This is a genomic window from Clostridium sp., from assembly GCF_036646415.1.
Classification (GTDB): Bacteria; Bacillota; Clostridia; order Clostridiales; family Clostridiaceae; genus Clostridium_J.
Window position 1 is genome coordinate 187,291 of the sequence record NZ_JAVXMF010000004.1, and the last position, 21,617, is coordinate 208,907.

Below are 21,617 nucleotides of genomic sequence, written 5' to 3' on the forward strand. Positions count from 1 at the left end.
ACTATTGTGGTGTTTAAATTTTATTTATCAATCATTTATATTTTTATTAATAGTTCTTCTCATAGACAATAACATTGGAGTAAAATATTTTCTCCAAAATTTACCACCATACAAATTAGCTGTTTCAAAATCTACATGAATATATTGAGTTTTAACTTCTCTGCAATAATCACTTGCAGTTTTTAACATCTCAATGCCTATTTTTTTATTTCTATATTCAGATTTTATATAAGCACCAATTTCATCAAATAAACCACAGTTTTTTACAGACAAGTCTACGAAGTTATTATTTTCAGAAATACTTATATTAATAAAGCCAACTGGAATCTCTTGGTGCCATGCAATGAACACATTGTTCTTTAATATTATTTCTTCAATCTCTTCATAAGTAAACTCATCTCTCTTTAGAAATAATGGAGCGGATGCATAATATTGATTCGATTCCTTTACAAGGTCATATAAAGCACCTGAATTTTTAATAGTAGCTTTTCTAATATCACATATGGATTTTTCATTATATTTATTATTACAGTCATTAAATGCATCTATTAAATAAGATCCGTATCCTAAATCAAATAATACTGTTCTAAGCTTCACATCATTAAAGAATATTGTCCACATATGATTAAAAATATTTTTGTTAATCCATTCCTGTGAAACACTTTTGTATAATGCTAGATATACACTTTCTTTATACTCCTCAATTGCAGCATGTCCTATCGCTGGACAGAATACCGAATTCTCTCCATTAAAGGGAAATACATCGTATGCTAAAAAACCTACTATCCTGTTCTCCAATTTTGCAACAATTGCACTTTGGTTTCTTATTTTCACATTGAGAAATTTATCTAGTAACGAACTATCTTCTTTCCAATACACTGGAAAATCACTATTATCACAATAAAGTTCATATTGTCTAACCCATATTTCTTTTGCCCCATCAATATCTGAGTCTTGCATATTGCTTATTTTTAATTCATTAATCATTTCTATTATCTCCTTTTCTCATTCCCACATTTAAAATTTCTTTTCAATTAGCTATTCCTTTCAGATGCAAGAATGGCATATTCATAAGTGTCTAACCATATAGGCTTATTATTTTCATCTACCTTAAAATATATATTTTTGAACAAATGTCCTTCACGCCTCATTTTCAATCTTTCAAGTACTTTCCATGATTCCTCATTTTCAGCACTACACATAGCAATAATTCTCCTTTATTTAACATTTATATTCTATAAACAAATCATATCATGCAATATCGCAAATCAGTGTCGCTACTACTTTTATGAATTAAAAAAGCACCATATTTCATAGTGCTTTCTAATTATTATTCAGATTTAATTTTTGCAATAATTTTTCGAATCCATTTAGGAGATAAATAATACGTTTCAGAAAGTTCTTTTATAGATCTACCACTTCTATATTTTCTATAAATGCTTAAATTTCTTTGATATACTTCCTCTTTACTCTTTGTTTTGTCTCCCCATAACCTTCTATTACATTCTTTTCTTGGTATATAGATGTATTCACCATCAACATAGTCTTGAATTATATTTAATAATTCTTCTGGTAATATATCTGATGCTTTTTTATAGCTCATAATGCTCCTCCTAGTAACTTATATCTTAGGACTGAGCAAAGGCTATTTCATTTTTCTTTTTATTACGCAATAGCCTTTGCTATGCATAATGAACTACTTTGAAACACTCACTACCCCCTTCATAAACATTTCACATTATTGTTTGAATATTGTATTATTCAAACAATAATGTCTAAACACTTTTATTATACAAAATTTTACATGTTGTTACCATTATTTTTCTTCATCATAATTCCCTACATTTCAACAAAACTAAATCTAAATTGCACATGTTTAGCACAGCAATGAATATATATTAATTCAAAAAATATATATTCATTGCTGCTTATTTTAATAATAAATTCTTTCCTATATTTTAATTTAGTAATATTTATAATTATTATTTTGCAACATTTTCTTTTATCACTGTTTTGGATAGTATAGCTACTAACATCATGGCAATTGACGCAATTATAAAGACCATACTTATACCATATTTGTCTAATACAATACTATTAAGATTAGTCCCAACAGCACCACCTACAAACATACAAAATGAGGCTAGTGACATAGCAGTTCCTCTAAGCTTTGGTAACTTCTCTTGTGCTGCATTGACTAATGTAGATTGCATTGCAATAAATGCTAAACCAAATCCAACTAACCCCAAACCTATTAAGATAATACTTGTTGATTTCGCTATTGTGAATAGTCCAAAAGTTAACATATATGCTGTAACTGATAGTGAAGCTTGACTAATTGTTAATCCTAAGTCACTAGATATGTTACCAAGCAAAGGAGATACAGCATAGTTATCTCCGTTAGCGAAAAATGCCATTATTCCTAATATCATAATAATTGAATTTCTTTTCTTATTGTCCATTTTTAGACCTTCTTCCGTTGTTTTTATCTATACATTTATTATTTAATCTTTACGTTAAGAACTTCTCTTAAATCACTTACTTTTTTATCATTTAAACTATATTTTATCCAAGCTCCATCCTTAACTGCTATAACTAATCCACTTTCAGTTAATATTTTCATATGATACGAAAGTGTTGGTTGTGTTATATTGAAATTCTCTAAAATATTACAAGCACATAACTCACCATCTGATAATATATGAATAATTTTTAACCTTGTCTCATCTGCTAGTGCCTTAAATATTGGTACATATTCAGCATAACTGTATTTCATTTCTTCTCCTCCTTAAAGTAAATATATTATGTATGGAATAAAGGAATTTAAAGACATAATATTAGGCGGGTGTATTTTCCCCCGCCTAATTAATCTTTATACCTACTTTAATTTACTTTTGTTTCTTAAATTAAATTTTCTTTAGTACCATAATAGCCGTTGTAGTTTCTATATTTTTTAATAATATCTTACTAAATTTATTTTAAACTTTATTTTAAATTTTCAAGAATCTTTATTATTTCTTTTGGTTTTAAGACCTTTCCAAAAGAAACGACTTTCTCATTAATAACTAGTGCTGGAGTTGACATTACTCCATAACTCATAATGTCCTTGAAATCCATAACTTTAACTATCTCAGCTTCCATCCCCGTTTCTTTTATTGCTATTTCAGTATTTTCTTTTAATGTAACGCATTTTTTACATCCTGATCCTAAAATCTTAATTATCATACATATCACTCCTTAAATATTATTTTAAAAACCTAAATAAAACATATAAAAAGCTATTAATAATATTATTACACCCATAAGAATTTTTAGCATTTTACTTGCCATACTATATTTCTTACTTGATGATAGCTTATTTACAAAACCCACAGATGTCCCTGCAATCAGCACCAAAAAACTATGTCCTAAAGAATATATTAGTAAAAGAACTACGCCCCACAAGAGACTTCCTTTCTTTGCCACTATAGCAAGTAATACAACCAACACAGGTGTTGCACATGGAGATGAGAAAAACCCACCTAAAACTCCTGCAAGAAATGCCCCCCCAAAACCACGTTTAGTATTCTTGCCAATTGCATATGTCCATGGCATAAAGTTGAATATATCCCATGTTTGCAAGGCCATTAAAAGCATAAGTACGCCAAGAAATATATACCACCATGAGCTTGTTCCTTGCATAATCCTTCCAAGAAGGGATGCTATTGTACCTAAAATAGTAAATGTGACAGCCATACCTAATGAAAATATTACAGATAACCAAAAAGCTTTTTTTGTATTTTTTTCACCCATACCCCCTACATATCCTATTACAAGTGGTATACTTGTTAATGCACATGGAGTAATAGAAGTGAGTATACCTGCAATTAATGCCATAAAAGGTGCTACCCACATATTTACTGAAATAGTCATTGATATGGATTCAAGCCACTGATTAGATATAAAATCCATCATTTCAAACCCATTTCCTTAAGTACATTAAGCAATTGCTCTTTTGTCATACCACCCTCATGAGCTGTAAAAACATGTTCATTCATATCTTTCAGTGAATAAATCTTCATCTGCATAGCCTCAGGATTCTCAGGATTATATGGCTTCCCATTTTCATCGACTAAAATTTGTGTTGGTATTAAACTTATTGGATAGCCTTCAGCTAGATCTTGATACTTCCATACATCAACAAACTTAATAATTGCTTTTCCTTGGAGTTCCTCATTTAATTCTTTTAATACTGGAGCCATCTCTTTACATGGAACGCATGAGTCTGCTCCAAAATCAATAATAATGGGTAATCCATAAGATTTTAATTTTTCAATATCTATTTCTTCAGTTACATGCAATGCAAAGTCAGGGTTTTTATTTTCTAATGATTTAATATCTTTTTTTGAATTCTTTACTACCCATATACCAAATACTGCACACAAAAGCAGGACTGGTATTATAATTTTTATTATCATACTCTTGGAGGATTCCATAGTATTTTTATTACTCATTAGCAGCATCCACCAGTATCACCACATGAGCAGCAACAATTAATACTCTCCGCTCCATTGTTACCTAAATATTCAATAGCTCCAGTTGGACAAAGATTCCCACACCCATGACATCCATGAATACAACTCTCTGGAGTATTAACAACAGGCATAGGTGCTTTTTCTAAATCATATACACCATGCTTACATTTATCTGTACATGCACCACACTCTATACATTTTTCGTAATCAATAACAGGATACCAAGTTTTTGACATAAATATTACCTCACTTTATAATAATTTTTTATTTAACTCTTTGATATAACTTTGATAAACCATAATATATTGAAATCATGTCATATTTTAATAAGTAAACTTATAGTGTCAAGTTTTATCCAATTATCTGTTTTATATCAAAAGATAACCAAAAGCATTAAAGGCATAACCTATAATAATAATTCCTATAGTAACAATTCCTATGAAAACACCTAAAAGTTTTGTCTTAACCACTTTCTTTAGCATAATCATAGATGGAAGAGAAAGTGCAGTTACACCCATCATAAATGATAAGGCTGTACCAATTCCTACCCCTTTAAGCACTAATGCTTCTGCAATTGGTAGAGTTCCAAAAATATCAGCATACATAGGAACTCCTACAAAAGTTGCTATTAGAACAGAATACCATTTATCTTGACCAAGAACAGCAGAAATTACATTTTCTGGAATCCAATTATGAATTGCAGCTCCTATTCCTACGCCGATTAAAATATAAAGCCATACTTTTTTTATAATGTCTAAGACCTGATTTTTAGCAAAATTAATCCTATCCTTTTTAGTTAAATCTTCTTGTTCTGCATCAATCATCTTATTGTTAAAAACGAATGACTCTACATACTTTTCAAGTTTTAATTTACTAATAATTGAGCCTCCAATAACTGCAAGAATAAGACCTACAACCACATAAGCAATTGCAATCTTCCAGTTAAATATGCTTGCAAGCAAAATAACGGAAGCTAAATCTACAAGAGGTGAAGATATTAAGAATGAAAATGTAACCCCAATTGGTAGACCTGCACTAGTAAATCCTATAAACAAAGGAATTGATGAGCAGGAACAAAACGGTGTAACAGTTCCAAGTAAGGCACCCAATATATTAGCCCAAATACCATTAAATCTTCCTAAAATTTTCTTAGTTCTCTCCGGTGGAAAGAAACTTTGTATATATGAAATTAAGAATATTAATACTGAAAGTAGTATAAATATCTTTATAACATCATATATAAAGAAGTGAATACTTCCTCCAATTCTGCTATTAACATCTAGGCCAAATAAATTCTTTACTATAAGTGTAACTAAATTACTAAGCCATTCCATTTTCAGTAATTGATTATTTAACCATTCAAATATAACCACATTCCCATCTCCTTAAATTATATTTTTTAACTTTAATTAATTGTAATATTATAAAGTGAACTTTTTTACTTTACTCACTTTAATAAACATATAGATAATTATCTATATCCATTATATTACTACATATAGATAACTGTCAATGTCTTTTGCGATTTAATATTTTTCTGTCTCAATTAAAACATTGAAACAGAAATGTACTAAAAAAACCGATTGGGTGTTTCTTATCCCCCAATCGGTTCATTATATCTTATTAAATTATTACTTGAACTACCTTTAATTAAATTGAGTTACAATAACCTTCTTATATTTTATCTGGAACCCTCATTAGTCATACAGCTTAATTTATGTACACTTATAAAAAGCTCTCGTTAAAAACGAGAGCTTTTGTAAATTTATCTCACTAGTTTAACTACACATTCAACGTGATGCCCTTGAGGGAACATATCTACTGGTTGTATCTCTTTAGCTTTATAACCTAGTTCCTCTAACACTCTTAAATCTCTTGCTAGAGTTGCTGGATCGCAGGATACATATACTATCCTCTTTGGCTTTACCGCAGCTATAGCATGAAGTAGCGATTCTTCACAACCCTTTCTTGGTGGATCTAGCATAATTACATCTGGATGAACTCCACTGTCTATAAGTTTTGGAATTGCTTCTTCTGATTTACCTACTATAAATTCCACATTTTCCACATTATTTGCTACCTTATTTTCATTAGCGTTATCTATAGCCTGTGGAACTATTTCGATTCCAAATACCATTTTAGCTTTTTTAGATAAGAATAGGGAAATTGTTCCTGTACCACAATAAGCATCAAATACAATTTCATTACCTGAAAGTTCCGCATACTCTAAGGCTTTCTTATAAAGCACTTCTGTTTGGATAGGATTTATTTGGAAGAATGATAATGGTGATATATTAAATTTAAACTCACCAATATAATCAGATATTGTATCTTCTCCCCATAGCGTAATCAATTTATTTCCTAATATCACATTTGTTTTTTCTCTGTTTATATTCTGAATTACAGATTTTAAGTTTAGAATGTTTTCCTTAAGCTCTTTTACAAGCGGCTTCTGAGCAGGTAGTTTATCACCATTGGTTACTATTACTACCATAACTTCCTTAGTTTTAAATCCTTCTCTAATCATTATGTGTTTTATAAGACCACTATGATTTTTTTCATCATAAGGTTTAATTTTGTATTCTTTCATCCATTTTTTTAATATGTCAACAACCTTATCTCCTATTTTGCTCTGAATATAGCAGTGTTCCATGTTAATTATTTCATGAGATCTCGGAGCATAAAATCCAACTACAATATTTTCATCTTGAAGCCCTACTGGCAATTGAACCTTATTTCTATAGTTGTATGGAAACTCCATACCTAATGTATTATGAACTTTTAGGTCCTGAATTTTTCCAACCCTTTCCATGACATCTTTTACTCTTTGAGTCTTAAAGTTTAGCTGCTCATTATAAGATATGTGCTGTAGATTACATCCTCCACATCTCTTATAAATTTGACATACCGCTTCTGTTCTATGTGACGATGGAATTACAACTTCTAAAAGTTTTCCAACACCATAGTTCTTATTTACCTTTATAAGCTTTATCTTTACAGTTTCACCCTTTATCGCTTCTTTTACAAACACGGTGAAGTTATTTATCTTTCCAACGCCTTCCCCTTCGTGTCCATAGCTATCTATTTTAATTATGTAATCTTTGTTTTTCTCTAAGTCTACATTTTCATTATTAATATTAGTATTATTCTTTTCAAACCCTGCTTCTAGTACTTGTTTTTCATCTTCTTCTATTGATATTTTCTCTTTTATAGCGGCTGACTTAGCTCTTTCTACTTCTTCTCTTTCAGCCTGTTCTATAACCTTGTCATCATTATTAATCTTATTATGTTTTTTCATCAAATCACCCTCTATTAGCTTCTAATTAATATTTATTCTATCAGAAAACTACTTAATTAACCATCATAACCTAGATTTTTTATGCAATTCTTATGTTTTAGGCATCTGAAAATAAATAATAAGTCAAAGATGCGAAGGATATTTTGAGTTAGACAAGGAAGCAGGTTCCACAGATAGTAGAACTATCTAAGGGTTCTGCTGACGACGTATCACTCAAAATAGTCTAGGAGATTGACTTATTTATTTTTTGAAGATGCCTTAACTACTTATTTATATGTATATTCCTTATCTTATATATTTCTTTATTATATCCATAAAATTAACTCTATTCTAAATCCAACTTATACTTTTATAAAATAATAACTCTAGCCTTGTAAAAAACTAGAGTTAAACTGCATCATATCTTTATATGACTCCTTTTAAATTTATAAGATAGAAGTTTCAATACATTCTTTTTTTATTAAATTATTTGAGGCTTATAATCCTAAACTTACTTCTGAAAAGTCTCACACTCTGTTCTATTACTACTGATTGCAACGGCACCATAAATTTGTATGAAATCCGCTCCACAATTTCCATTAATATTATATCTACAATTTGCTGCATCGCATTGGATTCTTGGATTCATAGCTACATTAGAGCTACTAAACAATTGTTTTACCTCTCCTGTTACATTCATATTAAATACATTTGTAATTGCATTTCTAATACCTTTTTCCGTAAAAGAACTACATTGTGTATATTCACTGGAGTGAGCATTTGTACCTTGAATATGAATATTTTTTGCTGAGCATAGTCCTGAAATATTATGAAGACAATTATTAGCATTGCATGTTAATGTTCCATTCATAAATAACACTCCTTCAATATTATATTTCCTTTATTGTATGGAGTATTAAGGTTTTTATACTAACTTCTACGCTATAATTCTGCTATTTTAGTATACTTTATTACATTATACTAAAAGCAAAAGACACCCTTTACGGGTGTCAATAATGAATCAGTTGCCAAAAATGTTATATTGTAAGTTTTATCCATTTCGTAACTAATTATACATGAATTATTACATAATTTCAATAAATTTATAGATATATACTAAAAACTCTATAAATATCTGTGTTTATTTAAATTCTATCATGTATAAAACTTATTTTATGTTTGCTTTCCCACTATATACCATACCAACTTTTGAATCCATAGTTATAAAACAACCTGGTTTTATAATTTCTGTAGCTCCTACTGCATTATATATTATTGGAATATTTTTAGAATTACATTCTAGAACTACACTAGAACTCATTTCATCACTTTCAACTATTATTCCAGAAACATCATCAAGTACGTCTACAAATTCTCTACTTAATTTATCTAAAATTATAACTTGGTTTTCATCCATATTGTTAATAATATCCTTTGGACTACTTACATGAAGTGCAGTTCCATATGCTGTACCATTGTTAGATCCTTTACCTTGCAACAGTATATCTCCAATAATATGAACTTTCATCATGTTTGTACTTCCAACATAGTTCATTGGAATTCCTGCAACAATTACTACTAGGTCACCCTTTTGAACATAGTTACCAGCCAATGTTATCTCTGAAGTTTTTTCTATTAATTCATCTGTATCTTTAAATTTAGGAGTAAGTATCGCTAGAACTCCCCAGTTTAATGCTAAACTCCTTGCAACTTTTTCGTATGGAGTACATGCAATTACTGTGCACTCTGGTCTGTACTTAGATATTTGTCTTGCTGTTTGACCACTTTGAGTTGCTGTAATAATTGCAGATGCATTAAGTTCCATAGCTGTACTACAAGTTGCAACACTTATTGCATTTGGTACATTTGGTGCATGAACTCTTTTTCTCTTACTAAAGTTTTCTTCATAGTTGATATACTCTTCTGCCTTCATAGCTATTTGAGCCATAGTTTTAACAACTTCTACTGGATATTTACCACTAGCAGTTTCTCCACTAAGCATTATTGCATCAGTACCATCAAATATTGCATTTGCAACATCGGAAGCTTCTGCTCTTGTAGGTCTCGGATTTCTAATCATAGAATCAAGCATTTGAGTTGCTGTTATTACCGGCTTTCCTGCCGCATTACATTTTTCTATGATCATCTTTTGAACTACTGGTACCTCTTCTGTTGGAATTTCAACTCCTAGATCTCCTCTTGCTACCATAATTCCATCGGAGTATCTTAAGATTTCATCTATATTATCTACACCTTCTCTATTTTCTATCTTAGAGAATATTTGAATATCTTCTCCTCCATTTTTAGCAAGGAGATTTTTTATATCCAATACATCCGTGCCTTTTCTTATAAAAGATGCAGCCACTATATCAACTTCACATTCTATACCAAATTTTAAGTCTGCAATATCTTTCTCTGTTAATGCAGGAAGTCTTAGAGCAACACCTGGTACATTCATACCTTTATGATTCCCAATAACTCCTGTATTTTCAACATGAGTCTTAATATTTTTGCCGTCTACTGACTCTACCTTTAGAGCTACGAGTCCATCATTTATTAGAAGTATATCACCTGGTTTTACATCCATATATAAACTTTTATAGGTGATTGAACATTTAATTTCATTACCAATGATATCTTCTCCACAATGAACTGTGAAAGTAGTTCCTTCTTTTAATTCTACAGTTCCATTTTCAAAGTTTCCTGTTCTTATTTCTGGCCCCTTAGTATCAAGTACTATAGCAATATGTTTTTCAAGTTCTGCTCTAGCTTCCTTAACCATGTCAATTCTAACCTTGTGTTCTTCATGGGTTCCGTGTGAGAAGTTAAGCCTTGCAGCATTCATCCCATTCTCAATTAACTTTTTAACAATTTCCTTATCATTAGTTGTTGGTCCCATTGTGCAAATAATTTTTGTCTTTTTCATAGTTATCCTCCTTTTAATTTAGATAGCTTAAAGTCGTTTTTACTCAGATAACTCTATCAATATCAATCATTAAGATTATATTAGAAAATTCCAACTTCTACAATAGCTAGGATTTACTAATTAGATAAATCTATAGATAATTTATACAATTCTTCATCAAATTGAGATTCCATAGCAAGCGCTTCTTTAATATCCATATCTATTATTTCATTTCCTTTTATTCCAATAACTCTAGCACTTTTCCCATCCATCAATACTTCAACAGCTTTATTTCCCATTCTTGAAGCTAATATTCTATCAGCGGCACTTGGACTTCCACCTCTTTGAATATAACCAAGGACTGTTGCTCTAGTTTCTATACTTGTAATTTCCTCTATCTTTTTAGCTAATTTTTGAGCTCCCCCAACACCTTCTGCTAAAATTATAATGTTGTGAAGTTTTCCATTTCTTTTACCTGTAAATATATTTTCACATATATCCTCTACTGTAAAAGACTTTTCAGGAATTATTACCTGCTCAGCTCCACCAGCAATTCCTGCAAATAGTGCTAAGTCTCCACAATTTCTTCCCATAACTTCAATTACGCTTACTCTTTCATGTGAACTTGAAGTATCTCTTATTTTATTTATTGCATCAATAGCAGTATTTAGTGCTGTATCAAATCCTATGGTGTAATCTGTATACTCTAAATCATTATCTATGGTACCTGGAATACCAACGGTTGCAATCCCTAAATCACTTAAAAGATCAGCTCCTCTAAAGGATCCATCTCCTCCAATTACTACAACTCCATCTATTTTTAAAACTTTGATTACATTAAGAGCTTTTTCTCTTCCTTCAGGTGTTTTAAATTCTTCACTTCTTGCAGTTCTTAAAATAGTCCCTCCTCTTTGAATTATATCAGAAACTGAATGTTTATCCATTTCAAACAGTTCCCCATTAATTAAACCATTATAACCTCTATGTACGCCAAAAACTTGAATACCTTTTTCAATTCCAGTTCTTACTACTGCTCTTATAGCCGCATTCATTGCTGGTGAATCTCCACCACTTGTTAATACTGCAATCCTCTTCATTGTTATTACCCCCTACATATCATTATGGTTTAATAAATTTTACCAATTTACTATTTGTAATATACACCTTAAACCATTATAATTTAACGTATAAATGGTCTTTATTATACACTACAATTTGATTTTTATAATTTAATCCCAATTAAAAACCCTATGGTTTGTTACATATAGTTATTACTAGTTGTAATGATTTCTTATTATTTTTATACAATTATATGTGTATATACTTTAATTCTAATAGCTAGAATTATTACTTGCAATATACATTGGTAAAATTCAAACTCTATTTAACATATCTAACAAGTGTAAATGTTGTCAATTTCAACTTATATAGACCTTAATGATATTTATTATTCCCGTTTTTTATTTTTAAATGAGTTTTTCTAAATAAAAATAAAAAAAGATAGGGAATAAATAAACGTTAAAATTATATATTCCCTATCTATATCTATTTATCATTTTATTTTTTTACATATATGCATATATAACTATAATTTAATTCTATCTTTTTACTAATGGGAATGCTATTACATCTCTTATAGATGTAGAATTTGTTAAGAACATCATCATTCTGTCTATTCCAATCCCAAGTCCACCCGCTGGTGGCATAGCTACATCAATAGCTACTGCAAATTCTTCATCCATTGGACTTGCGGTTTCAAGTCCAGCTCTTAGTTTCTCAGCCTGTTGATGAAGGAGTATTCTTTGTCTTAATGGATTATTAAGCTCTGAATATGCATTTCCTAACTCTACTCCAAAAGCATAAGGCTCAAATCTCTCTATTAGTTCTTCATTACTTCTATGAACCTTACAAAGTGGAGATGAATCTAATGGAAAATCTATGACAAAGGTCGGCTCTATTAATTTCTCTTCACAATAAGCTTCAAACAAGATAAGGATAAGATCTCCCTTACTAGTTTCCTCCAAATTCAATCCTTCCCTTTGCTCTTCTTCTAGTAACCTTTTTTCTAGAATTAATGGTACAATTTCTTCTTTAGTTAATCTCTCCACATCTATTCCTGTATCTTTATTTACTAGATCACACATTGTTTCTCTTTTCCAAGGTGCTTTAAAATCTATTTCAACTCCATCATATATAGCCTTTGTAGTTCCTTTTATTTTTGTAAATACGCTCTCATACATTTCTTCCATAAGTCTCATCATATCATTATAGTCTGCATAGGCCATGTAACACTCAAATAGTGTAAACTCCGGATAATGAGTTCTATCTATACCTTCATTCCTAAAAGAACGTCCCATGGTATATACTCTGTCAATTCCTCCAACCATTAATCTTTTCAAATATAATTCTGGAGATACATTCATAAATACCTCACAATCAAGAGCATTTACATTTGTTATAAAAGGTTTAGCTTCCCCTCCACCGTATTTAGTATCAAGAATTGGGGTTTCCATTTCCATAAAACCTTTTGAATCCATGAATTCTCTAATGGCATACATAGCTCTTGAACGGTTCATAAATCTCTCTCTAACATCTTGATTCATTATCATGTCTAGGGATCTATGTCTTTGTCTTAAGTCCATATCTTGAATTCCATGATATTTTTCTGGAAGTGATCTTATGGACTTTGATAACACCGTAACATTTAAAGCCTTTATAGTTATCTCATTAGTCTTTGTTCTAAATGCAGTTCCTTCTATACCTATAATATCTCCTGTATCTAACAGCTTTATGACTTCATAGGCTTCTTCCCCTATTTCATTTTTACTTATATAAACTTGAATATTCCCATTTTGATCACTTAAGTTTAAGAATGTTGCTTTACCCATTCTTCTTAGTAACATTATTCTCCCCGCTAAGATAAATTTTTCTTCACTATCAATATTTTCAAAGTTATCTATTATATAATTTGAAGTTGCATTTGGATTAAATGTATATGGATATGGATTAATTCCTCTACTTAAAAGCTCATTTAATTTTTTTATTCTCTCTACATTAAACTCATTTGCATCCTGCATTATTTGTTGTAAGTTATTTAATTCCACGTAATTATTGTACATAGATAGTACCACCTTTCAATTTCACTTTTTTAAATTTTGCTTTTCTTGTAATCTGTATGAAGTCTTTACTTAACTATTTTCTAATATATTTTTTCTCATACTTTAGCTACTTTTTTTCATTCCTCAAATTGTAGATAATTTATATTTTTATAAAATTATTAAATACTTCAATTTCTTCATCAAATTACTTAACTTTCGTCCACTAATCAATTTTTTGCAAAATAAAAAACCCTCACCCCCAAGACTAATGTCTTGGGGACGAAAGTTCATAAATTCAACTTCGTGGTACCACCCCAGTTTATCAATATGTCACCATATTGACCTTTTCAAGTACGGCTTTAAAATGAAACTCCTTATAACTTTACTTAAAAGAGTGACTTTCACTAAGTAAATCATAGATTTACAGTGTCATTTTTGCTTATACCCTAGCTCTATAACGGGAGCACCCGTTACACCATCTCCTCTCCTTAACGAAACTCATTCAGTTTTATTTGAATAAGCAACTTTCACTATAAAAATTTATAGTGTCAGCTAAAGGTCCAGTGTACAACTCCGAGGCTTTTTTCATTAAACTGTTTTTTGCTTCCTCTCACCATCTAAAGCTCTCTGTAAAAAAATTGAGTTTAATTACTCTTCTCTTCATAGTTTTATTAAAATTATTTTATTATAATCAAAGTGAAATGTCAAGAATATTTTAAATAATAACACTTTAATTTAAATCTTCATTTATCTATAGTATTAAAATAGCTTCGCATTATCTAAAATCAGATAATACGAAGCTTTAACCAACACTTCAGTTAAATAGAGGTATCTATACTATTCTTCTACAACCTTCACATTTTCATCTCCAAAAAGCTTTCTTAATAAAGATGTAGTATCATAGTCATTTTTAAGCCAATTACTCTTGTTTATAAGATACATTTTTCTATTATTTGAAGTAAACATATATATAGGAGTATCGCCAGGTTCTCCTTTGAAATTTTCTCGAAGGATCTTCATAGCATTTGTACGCTGAGCATCATTATCCACCCGAATATAAATTTTATCATTTTTCGAATTCATAAGTGGAGATATCTTTTCGCAAAGTATCTTTGGTTGTTCTTCATCTTCTAGGGCAACGCGACCTTCAATTGTTACTATTTCATCTTCCTCAACAAACTCCCTATAGGCAGCAAAAGTCTTTGGAAAAATAACAACCTCAATAGTTCCCCACAAATCTTCTAATGTTGCAAATGCCATTGCCTGATTATTTCTTGTAATCTTTTTAGATACAGATGTTAACAGTCCACCTAAAATAACCCTTTGTTTATCTTTAACCTTAGAATTATTACTTACTACTGTGGTTGTATCCCCTTCAGTATCCTCTTCTAAGGTATCAGCTAAAACTAAGTCAGATATTTTATGACTAGTAGCATTCTTTAAGGTTTTTTCATACTCATCTAGTGGATGACCTGATAAATATATACCTGTCATTTCCTTTTCCATGCCCAAAATATACTTCTTATTAAACTCTTGGATCTGTGGATACACTATTTTAAATTCATTTTCTTCTTCATCTCCACCTTGGAATAAGCTTAGTTGTCCTGGTATATTTCTTTTTCTCTCATTGTTTATTCCATCTAAAAGTTTTTCAAATACAGCCACTAATTTTGATCTATATACTCCAAGACTATCAAAGGCTCCAACTTTTATTAAACTCTCTACAGCCCTTTTATTTACTGCTGCAGAATCGATCTTATTACAGAAGTCACTGAAGCTTTTAAAATTACCTCTAGCTTCTCTTCTTTCCACTATGGATTCAATAACATTAGCTCCTACATTCTTTATTGCAGAAAGTCCAAACCTTATGTCATTTCCTTTTACAGTAAACTTTGTATAGCTTTCATTTATATCCGGTGGAAGAACATTGATTCCAATTTCCTTAGCAAATCTTATATAATATGCCACCTTTTCATTATTTCCCATTATACTATTTAGCATTGCAGCTATATACTCAGCGGGATAATAATGTATTAGATAAGCAGTTTGATATCCTACCACCGCATAAGCAGCCGCATGACTCTTATTAAAAGCATAGGATGCAAAGTCCATCATTTGATCAAATATTTTATTTGCCTCCTGCTCCGTAATTCCATTTGTCATACAACCCGGAACTAAAACTTCACCCGCTTCATTCACTATTCCATGAACAAAGTTCTTTCTTTCCTCTTCCATAACCTTATGTTTCTTCTTAGACATAGCACGTCTTACAAGGTCACTTCGCCCTAGAGAATAGCCACCAAGCTTCCTAACTATTTCCATAACCTGCTCTTGATATACCATTACTCCATAGGTAACATCCAATATTTCTTCCAATTTTGCTGTTACATACTTAACATCTCCAGGATTTCTTTTTCCTTCTATATATTTAGGAATCTCAGCCATAGGACCGGGTCTATAAAGACTTATACCAGCTATGATATCTTCAAAACAATCTGGTTTTAAATCTCTCATAAAGGAAGTCATTCCTGCTGATTCAAGTTGAAATACACCTACGGTTTTTCCTTCTCCAATCATGTTATAAACTTTATCATCATCAAAATCAATATGGTCTATATCAACCTTTATTCCTTGGTTTTCCCATATATTCTTAATAGTTTCATCCATTACAGTAAGGGTTCTAAGACCTAAGAAATCCATCTTTAAAAGACCAAGTTCCTCAAGAGTTCCCATAGTAAACTGAGTAACTATCATACCTTCATTTTTTTGAAGTGGCACATATTCCACTAATGGATTTGATGCTATAACAACTCCAGCTGCATGAGTTGAAGAGTGTCTTGGTAGCCCCTCTAAATCTCTAGCTACATCTATGAGTTCTCTAACCCTTTCATCCACATCGTAAAGTTCCTGCAATTCACTATTCATCTCTAAAGCCTTATCTATAGTGATATTCAGTACTGATGGAATCATCTTTGCTATCTTATCCACCTCAGCATAAGAATAATTCATAGCTCTTCCAACATCTCTAATGCAAGCTCTTGGTGCCATTGTTCCAAAGGTAATTATTTGAGATACATTATTTGATCCATACTTTTCTACTACATAATCAATGACTCTTTGGCGACCTTCATAACAAAAGTCTGAGTCAATATCAGGCATGCTTACCCTCTCTGGGTTAAGAAATCTTTCGAATATTAATCCATATTTTATTGGATCAATTTTTGTTATTCCAAGAGTGTATGCTACTATTGCACCTGCTGCAGATCCTCTTCCTGGCCCTGTAGGTATTCCATTTTCATTAGCATATCTTATAAAATCCCACACAATTAGAAAGTAATCTATATATCCCATTTGCTTTATTACATCAAGTTCGTAATCCAGTCTTTCACAAAGTGTCTTTCCCTCTTCTGATGTATTTCTTATATCTTCTACCTTCTGCTCATCAAAAACTCCATTTAAAGAAGAAAATACTTCATACCTCTCTATAAGTCCTTCATAGCAAGTTCTTCTCAAATATTCAAATGGATCTACACCTTCTGGTAACGGAAACTTTGGAAGCTTTGATTCATGAAATTTATAATTAAAGTTGCATTTTTCAGCTATGTTAACCGTATTTTCCATAGCCTCTGGTATGTAAGAGAAAATCTCATTCATCTCATCTCCTGATTTAAGATAAAACTGATCTGAAGGATATCTCATTCTATTTTTATCCTCTACGGTTTTCGCAGTCTGAATACAAAGTAACACATCGTGTGACTTATTATCTTCTTCTTTTATATAATGAATATCATTGGTACATATCAATGGAATATCACATTCCTTTGATAACTCTACTAGCATTTCATTAACCTGTAACTGCTGTGGAATACCGTGATATTGCAATTCCAAGTAAAAATCTTCTTTAAATATATCTTTATACTTAAGAGCGACCTCCTTAGCCTTATCTGGATTTCCTCTCAAAAAATTTTTTTGAACTTCCCCTCCAAGACAGGCGCTACTAGCTATTATACCTTCACAATGATTCTTTAAAAAGTCATAATCTACCCTTGGTTTATAGTAAAACCCATTAATTGAAGCTGCAGATACTATCTTCATCAAATTCTCATAACCAGTATTATTTTTAGCTAGTAAAACTAAGTGATAGGTATCATTATCCTTTTGAGGTTCCTTAATATCCATGGATTTTCCAGCTACATATATCTCACATCCTATAATGGGTTTAATGTCATTCTCTACAGCTTGTTTATAAAACTCAACTGCTCCATACATAGTCCCATGATCTGTAATTGCAATAGCCTTCATTCCTAATTCTTTAGTTCTTTGTATAAGCTTTGATATTTTCCCTGATCCGTCTAAAAGGCTGTACTCTGTATGCACATGTAGATGCACAAAATCCTTCATATTCTCACCTCCTAAATTTATTTCCCCAGCAATACTTTACTTTAATCGACCTTTTTCCCCTGTACTATTAGCCTTTCTTTACCATCATAGGTACATGTAACAAGTGTTACTATAGCTTCTTGGCTACTATCTAGAACATAAGTGTCCTCCGGTGCAACTGTAAAGCTTGTTGTAACTTTATATTTATAAGTATCCTCATGAGTAGATATTATTATATCATCGCCGGATTCTAATTTATTTAATCTAAGAAAAAATTCTCCAGTATCATAATTTCTATGACCTGCTAATGCACAGTTTCCTTGTTCACCAGGCATAACAGTATCCTCAAAGTGACCCACAGCATATCTTATAACATCATCCTCAACACCTGCAGCTACTACTACATTAAGGTTAATCTTAGGTATTTCAAGTATTGCAATAGGATCTATTTTATCTGTATAATAGGTTATTTCTTGTGGCTTTTCTTGATTTTCTTCATTGATGTTTTTAATATTTTCATCACTTTCATTTAAAATCATGAACTTATCATAAAGTTCCTCTTGGACTTTTTTAGTTTCCCATTTGCCCTTAAATGCAAAAATCAAAAGTCCAATTCCTATAATAATTAAAAAAACACTTAAAAGATTTCTAACCTTGATTTTCATTAATACACCTCTTCTTAGTTAAAATATATTTAACAATTTTGATTTTTATCTAAACTCATATTATTAAAATAATATTATTATTTAATTCATTTGTTGTTAAAAAAGCCACCATAGTAAATTCCATGCTGACTATTACTTAAAAAGAGTTTTGATTTTATGCCCATTATTGTATTTAAATATTATAGTCTACTACCTTTGAAACTTCCAAGTAAGGTTTTATTTTTTCTAATACTTCCTTAACATGATATGGATGTACTTGGTATTCATTCATATCTTTCAATGAATCAAATCTTGTGATAAGACATATATCAAAAGATCTATCCGTTTTTAGTTCATCTATTCCTACTTCTAGTCCTTCAAGTTGTTGAATCTTACCTTCCATGGATTTAAGTGTATTTGCAACAAAGTTTAAGTTATCTTTTGTTGCTTCTTTTAACTTAAATAATACTATATGGGTAAACATTCTATCCCTCCTTATAACCTTAAGTTTAGTTTCTTGTTTCACATTACTTTTTTTAGTTAATTATTTCTAAGAACTTTTGCAGATATCATAGCCTTTGCCATAAGTCCTTTATTTTGATTATACATAGTAACCTCAACCTTGGAATAATATCTACCTCTATCTATTACCTGAGAATATACATCTATTACCCTTCCCATCTGAACAGGTTTGATAAAATATGATGTAAAACTATCTATAGCCACATTGGTAATACCATTTTGTCTTAATACCATAGTTCCCATAGTAGATAGAAGCATATTTAATGCATTCCAAGAGGCTGTTCCAATAGAGTCTAGCATTTCTGGTACAATTTCTCCCCAAAAATGTATAGTATCCTTATTAGATTCAAATTCAAAATTCTTTAAAATTAAATCATCCATAGTCTCCCCTACATGAGGTTGCCTTAAAACTAACTGCATTGCCTTTATTACATCTTCTCTAGTAATTACTCCAACTAATCTTTTTTTTTGAACTACAGGGCATATTTTAATCCCATCCCAAGCCATAACATGAGCTGCATAAGCAACAGTGCTTGTTGGCACTAACACTATAGGGTCCTTAGTCATAATATTCCCTATAGTTTCATCATCGGTATTATGCTTTATCTGAGTTAAGCTTACTACTCCTACAACTCTAGATTCCTCATCTACTACTGGATATCTTTCATGATCGGTTTTCTCTCCTAGCTCTCTTAAAGTTTTAACCTTGTCCCAAGCATTTATATACTTTGGTTCTTTCTCCATGACATCTTCAACTAAAACAATTTCCTTCTTTACGTTATTTTCATAAATAGCTTTATTAATAAGACTTGCAACTGTAAAGGTATCATAAGCACAGGAGATTACTGGAAGTTCATTTTTATCTGCTAATGCTCTTATTTCATTACTGCAACAGAATCCTCCTGTAATAAGCACTGCACATTTATTTTCCAGTGCTAATCTTTGAGCTTCTTCCCTATTTCCCACTATAAGTAATGCTCCTGGGCTTATATATCTCTTAATAGTTTCAATTTCCATAGCTCCAATTACAAACCTATCAAGAAAATTATCTTCTCTTGCTTTTCCACCAAGTAATGTTCCATCAACAATATTTACGATTTCATTAAATGATATTCTATCGATATTTTTCTTTTCTAACTTCTCAACTCTTACAGTACCAACCCTAGGAACTGTATTAACAATTCCTATAGACTCGGACTCCTTTATAGCTCTATATGCCGTTCCTTCACTTACGCCTAATTTACTACCTATACCTCTAACAGAAATTTTTGTACCTATTTCTAAGGAAAGAATATGTTTTATTATTTCCTCATGCTTAGACATATTTATCTACCTTCTTTTCTTAACTCATCAGCTATTTTTTCTATTCTTCTTAATCTATGGTTGACTCCAGATTTCCCTACAGGAGGATTTAACATGGCGCCAAGCTCCTTTAAAGACTCATCTGGAAATGATAACCTGATTCGTGCTACCTCTTTTAAATTTTTAGGTAATCTATCTAGTCCAATCTCGCTTTGTATAAGCTTTATACTTTCTACCTGTCTCACAGCTGCATTAACCGTTTTACTAAGATTTGCAGTCTCACAGTTAACAATTCTATTTACGTTATTTCTCATTTCTTTCATAATTCTTATATTTTCAAGTTCCAGTAGTGCACTATGAGCCCCTATAATATTTAAAAGATCTACTATTTGCTCTCCCTCTTTTAAATATATAACAAAGCTATTCTTTCGCTGAATTACTTTAGAATTTAGCTTATAACTATTAATTAGGGCACTAAGATCTTTTGCATAATCCTCATCGTGAGTTACAAACTCTAAATGATAAGTTTTTTCTGGGTTACTAATACTTCCTCCACCCATAAATGCACCTCTTATATATGCTCTTTTACACTCTTCGTTTTTAATAATCTCTTGAGGAATACCATAATTTATATTAAATAAGCTTTCCTTTTCAATAATACCTAACTCTTGAAGTAATCCTTTTACATCAACATCCTCTGTTATTAGAACCATATATATATTATTTTTCTTTAATGAATTACTCTTTTTAACCAATAATTTAGTGTGGATATCAAAAAAATCTTTTAGGATTTTAAAAATTAGTCTTGCTATAGCAGGATTTTCTGTTATAACTTTAAATGTGACTGCCCTATTAAATCCAAACCCTAAAGTACCACTGGCCTTCATTATAGCTGATAATTGTGCAGCAGCTTCATCCTTAGTAAGTTCGCCGCTTCTACACACTTCATTTTTAACCTTTAGTGAAAATGACATT

At 30.9% G+C, this 21,617-nt stretch carries 20 protein-coding genes and 1 other annotated feature; all 20 genes read right to left on the reverse strand.

Annotated features, from left to right (window positions below):
* Positions 1 to 27: 27 nt before the first annotated feature.
* Positions 28 to 987: a GNAT family N-acetyltransferase gene (locus tag RSD37_RS04720; RefSeq protein ID WP_346945549.1), complete on the reverse strand. Its 960-nt coding sequence runs from the start codon at positions 985 to 987 to the stop codon at positions 28 to 30.
* A 47-nt stretch (positions 988 to 1,034) separates the two neighbouring features.
* Positions 1,035 to 1,202 (reverse strand): GNAT family protein, encoded by a 168-nt coding sequence (locus RSD37_RS04725; RefSeq protein ID WP_346945550.1) that lies wholly within the window; start codon positions 1,200 to 1,202, stop codon positions 1,035 to 1,037.
* A 128-nt stretch (positions 1,203 to 1,330) separates the two neighbouring features.
* Positions 1,331 to 1,603 (reverse strand): CD3324 family protein, encoded by a 273-nt coding sequence (locus RSD37_RS04730; RefSeq protein ID WP_346945551.1) that lies wholly within the window; start codon positions 1,601 to 1,603, stop codon positions 1,331 to 1,333.
* A 379-nt stretch (positions 1,604 to 1,982) separates the two neighbouring features.
* The gene (locus tag RSD37_RS04735) at positions 1,983 to 2,462 is read right to left on the reverse strand and encodes a hypothetical protein (protein WP_346945552.1); all 480 of its coding nucleotides are present in this window, start codon (positions 2,460 to 2,462) and stop codon (positions 1,983 to 1,985) included.
* A gap of 38 nt (positions 2,463 to 2,500) precedes the next feature.
* Positions 2,501 to 2,776, reverse strand: a complete 276-nt coding sequence (locus RSD37_RS04740) for a metalloregulator ArsR/SmtB family transcription factor (protein ID WP_346945553.1) — start codon at positions 2,774 to 2,776, stop codon at positions 2,501 to 2,503.
* Positions 2,777 to 2,985: 209 nt separating this feature from the next.
* Positions 2,986 to 3,225 carry a thioredoxin family protein gene (locus RSD37_RS04745; protein WP_346945554.1) on the reverse strand — a complete coding sequence of 80 codons (240 nt, stop codon included), beginning with the start codon at positions 3,223 to 3,225 and terminating at the stop codon, positions 2,986 to 2,988.
* A 24-nt stretch (positions 3,226 to 3,249) separates the two neighbouring features.
* The gene (locus tag RSD37_RS04750) at positions 3,250 to 3,951 is read right to left on the reverse strand and encodes a cytochrome c biogenesis protein CcdA (protein WP_346945590.1); all 702 of its coding nucleotides are present in this window, start codon (positions 3,949 to 3,951) and stop codon (positions 3,250 to 3,252) included.
* Positions 3,951 to 4,493, reverse strand: a complete 543-nt coding sequence (locus RSD37_RS04755; protein ID WP_346945555.1) for a thioredoxin family protein — start codon at positions 4,491 to 4,493, stop codon at positions 3,951 to 3,953. Before RSD37_RS04755 ends, RSD37_RS04750 begins: the two co-directional genes overlap by 1 nt.
* On the reverse strand, positions 4,493 to 4,750 hold the full coding sequence (locus tag RSD37_RS04760; RefSeq protein ID WP_346945556.1) for a 4Fe-4S dicluster domain-containing protein: 258 nt from the start codon (positions 4,748 to 4,750) through the stop codon (positions 4,493 to 4,495). Before RSD37_RS04760 ends, RSD37_RS04755 begins: the two co-directional genes overlap by 1 nt.
* 132 nt (positions 4,751 to 4,882) lie before the next feature.
* A complete protein-coding gene (locus RSD37_RS04765; RefSeq protein WP_346945557.1) occupies positions 4,883 to 5,887 on the reverse strand; it encodes a permease in 1,005 nt (334 codons plus the stop codon).
* A 392-nt stretch (positions 5,888 to 6,279) separates the two neighbouring features.
* Entirely contained in the window at positions 6,280 to 7,812 is a 1,533-nt protein-coding gene (gene rlmD, locus RSD37_RS04770; protein WP_346945558.1) for a 23S rRNA (uracil(1939)-C(5))-methyltransferase RlmD, read from the reverse strand.
* Positions 7,813 to 8,302: 490 nt separating this feature from the next.
* On the reverse strand, positions 8,303 to 8,662 hold the full coding sequence (locus RSD37_RS04775) for a DUF1540 domain-containing protein (RefSeq protein ID WP_346945559.1): 360 nt from the start codon (positions 8,660 to 8,662) through the stop codon (positions 8,303 to 8,305).
* A 297-nt stretch (positions 8,663 to 8,959) separates the two neighbouring features.
* The gene (gene pyk / locus RSD37_RS04780; protein ID WP_346945560.1) at positions 8,960 to 10,717 is read right to left on the reverse strand and encodes a pyruvate kinase; all 1,758 of its coding nucleotides are present in this window, start codon (positions 10,715 to 10,717) and stop codon (positions 8,960 to 8,962) included.
* A gap of 116 nt (positions 10,718 to 10,833) precedes the next feature.
* Complete coding sequence (pfkA, locus tag RSD37_RS04785) at positions 10,834 to 11,793, reverse strand: 6-phosphofructokinase (RefSeq protein WP_346945561.1); 960 nt, start codon at positions 11,791 to 11,793, stop codon at positions 10,834 to 10,836.
* Between the two features lie 501 nt (positions 11,794 to 12,294).
* Complete coding sequence (gene lysS, locus RSD37_RS04790) at positions 12,295 to 13,815, reverse strand: lysine--tRNA ligase (protein ID WP_346945562.1); 1,521 nt, start codon at positions 13,813 to 13,815, stop codon at positions 12,295 to 12,297.
* Positions 13,816 to 14,066: 251 nt separating this feature from the next.
* Positions 14,067 to 14,467, reverse strand: a binding site (T-box leader).
* A 164-nt stretch (positions 14,468 to 14,631) separates the two neighbouring features.
* Positions 14,632 to 18,195: a DNA polymerase III subunit alpha gene (locus RSD37_RS04795; protein ID WP_346945563.1), complete on the reverse strand. Its 3,564-nt coding sequence runs from the start codon at positions 18,193 to 18,195 to the stop codon at positions 14,632 to 14,634.
* Positions 18,196 to 18,236: 41 nt separating this feature from the next.
* On the reverse strand, positions 18,237 to 18,839 hold the full coding sequence (locus RSD37_RS04800) for a class D sortase (RefSeq protein WP_346945564.1): 603 nt from the start codon (positions 18,837 to 18,839) through the stop codon (positions 18,237 to 18,239).
* 172 nt (positions 18,840 to 19,011) lie between these two features.
* Positions 19,012 to 19,302, reverse strand: a complete 291-nt coding sequence (locus tag RSD37_RS04805) for a Dabb family protein (protein WP_346945565.1) — start codon at positions 19,300 to 19,302, stop codon at positions 19,012 to 19,014.
* A gap of 56 nt (positions 19,303 to 19,358) precedes the next feature.
* Complete coding sequence (locus RSD37_RS04810; protein ID WP_346945566.1) at positions 19,359 to 20,663, reverse strand: DRTGG domain-containing protein; 1,305 nt, start codon at positions 20,661 to 20,663, stop codon at positions 19,359 to 19,361.
* Positions 20,664 to 20,665: 2 nt separating this feature from the next.
* A complete protein-coding gene (gene whiA, locus RSD37_RS04815) occupies positions 20,666 to 21,616 on the reverse strand; it encodes a DNA-binding protein WhiA (protein WP_346945567.1) in 951 nt (316 codons plus the stop codon).
* Between the last annotated feature and the right edge of the window lies 1 nt (position 21,617).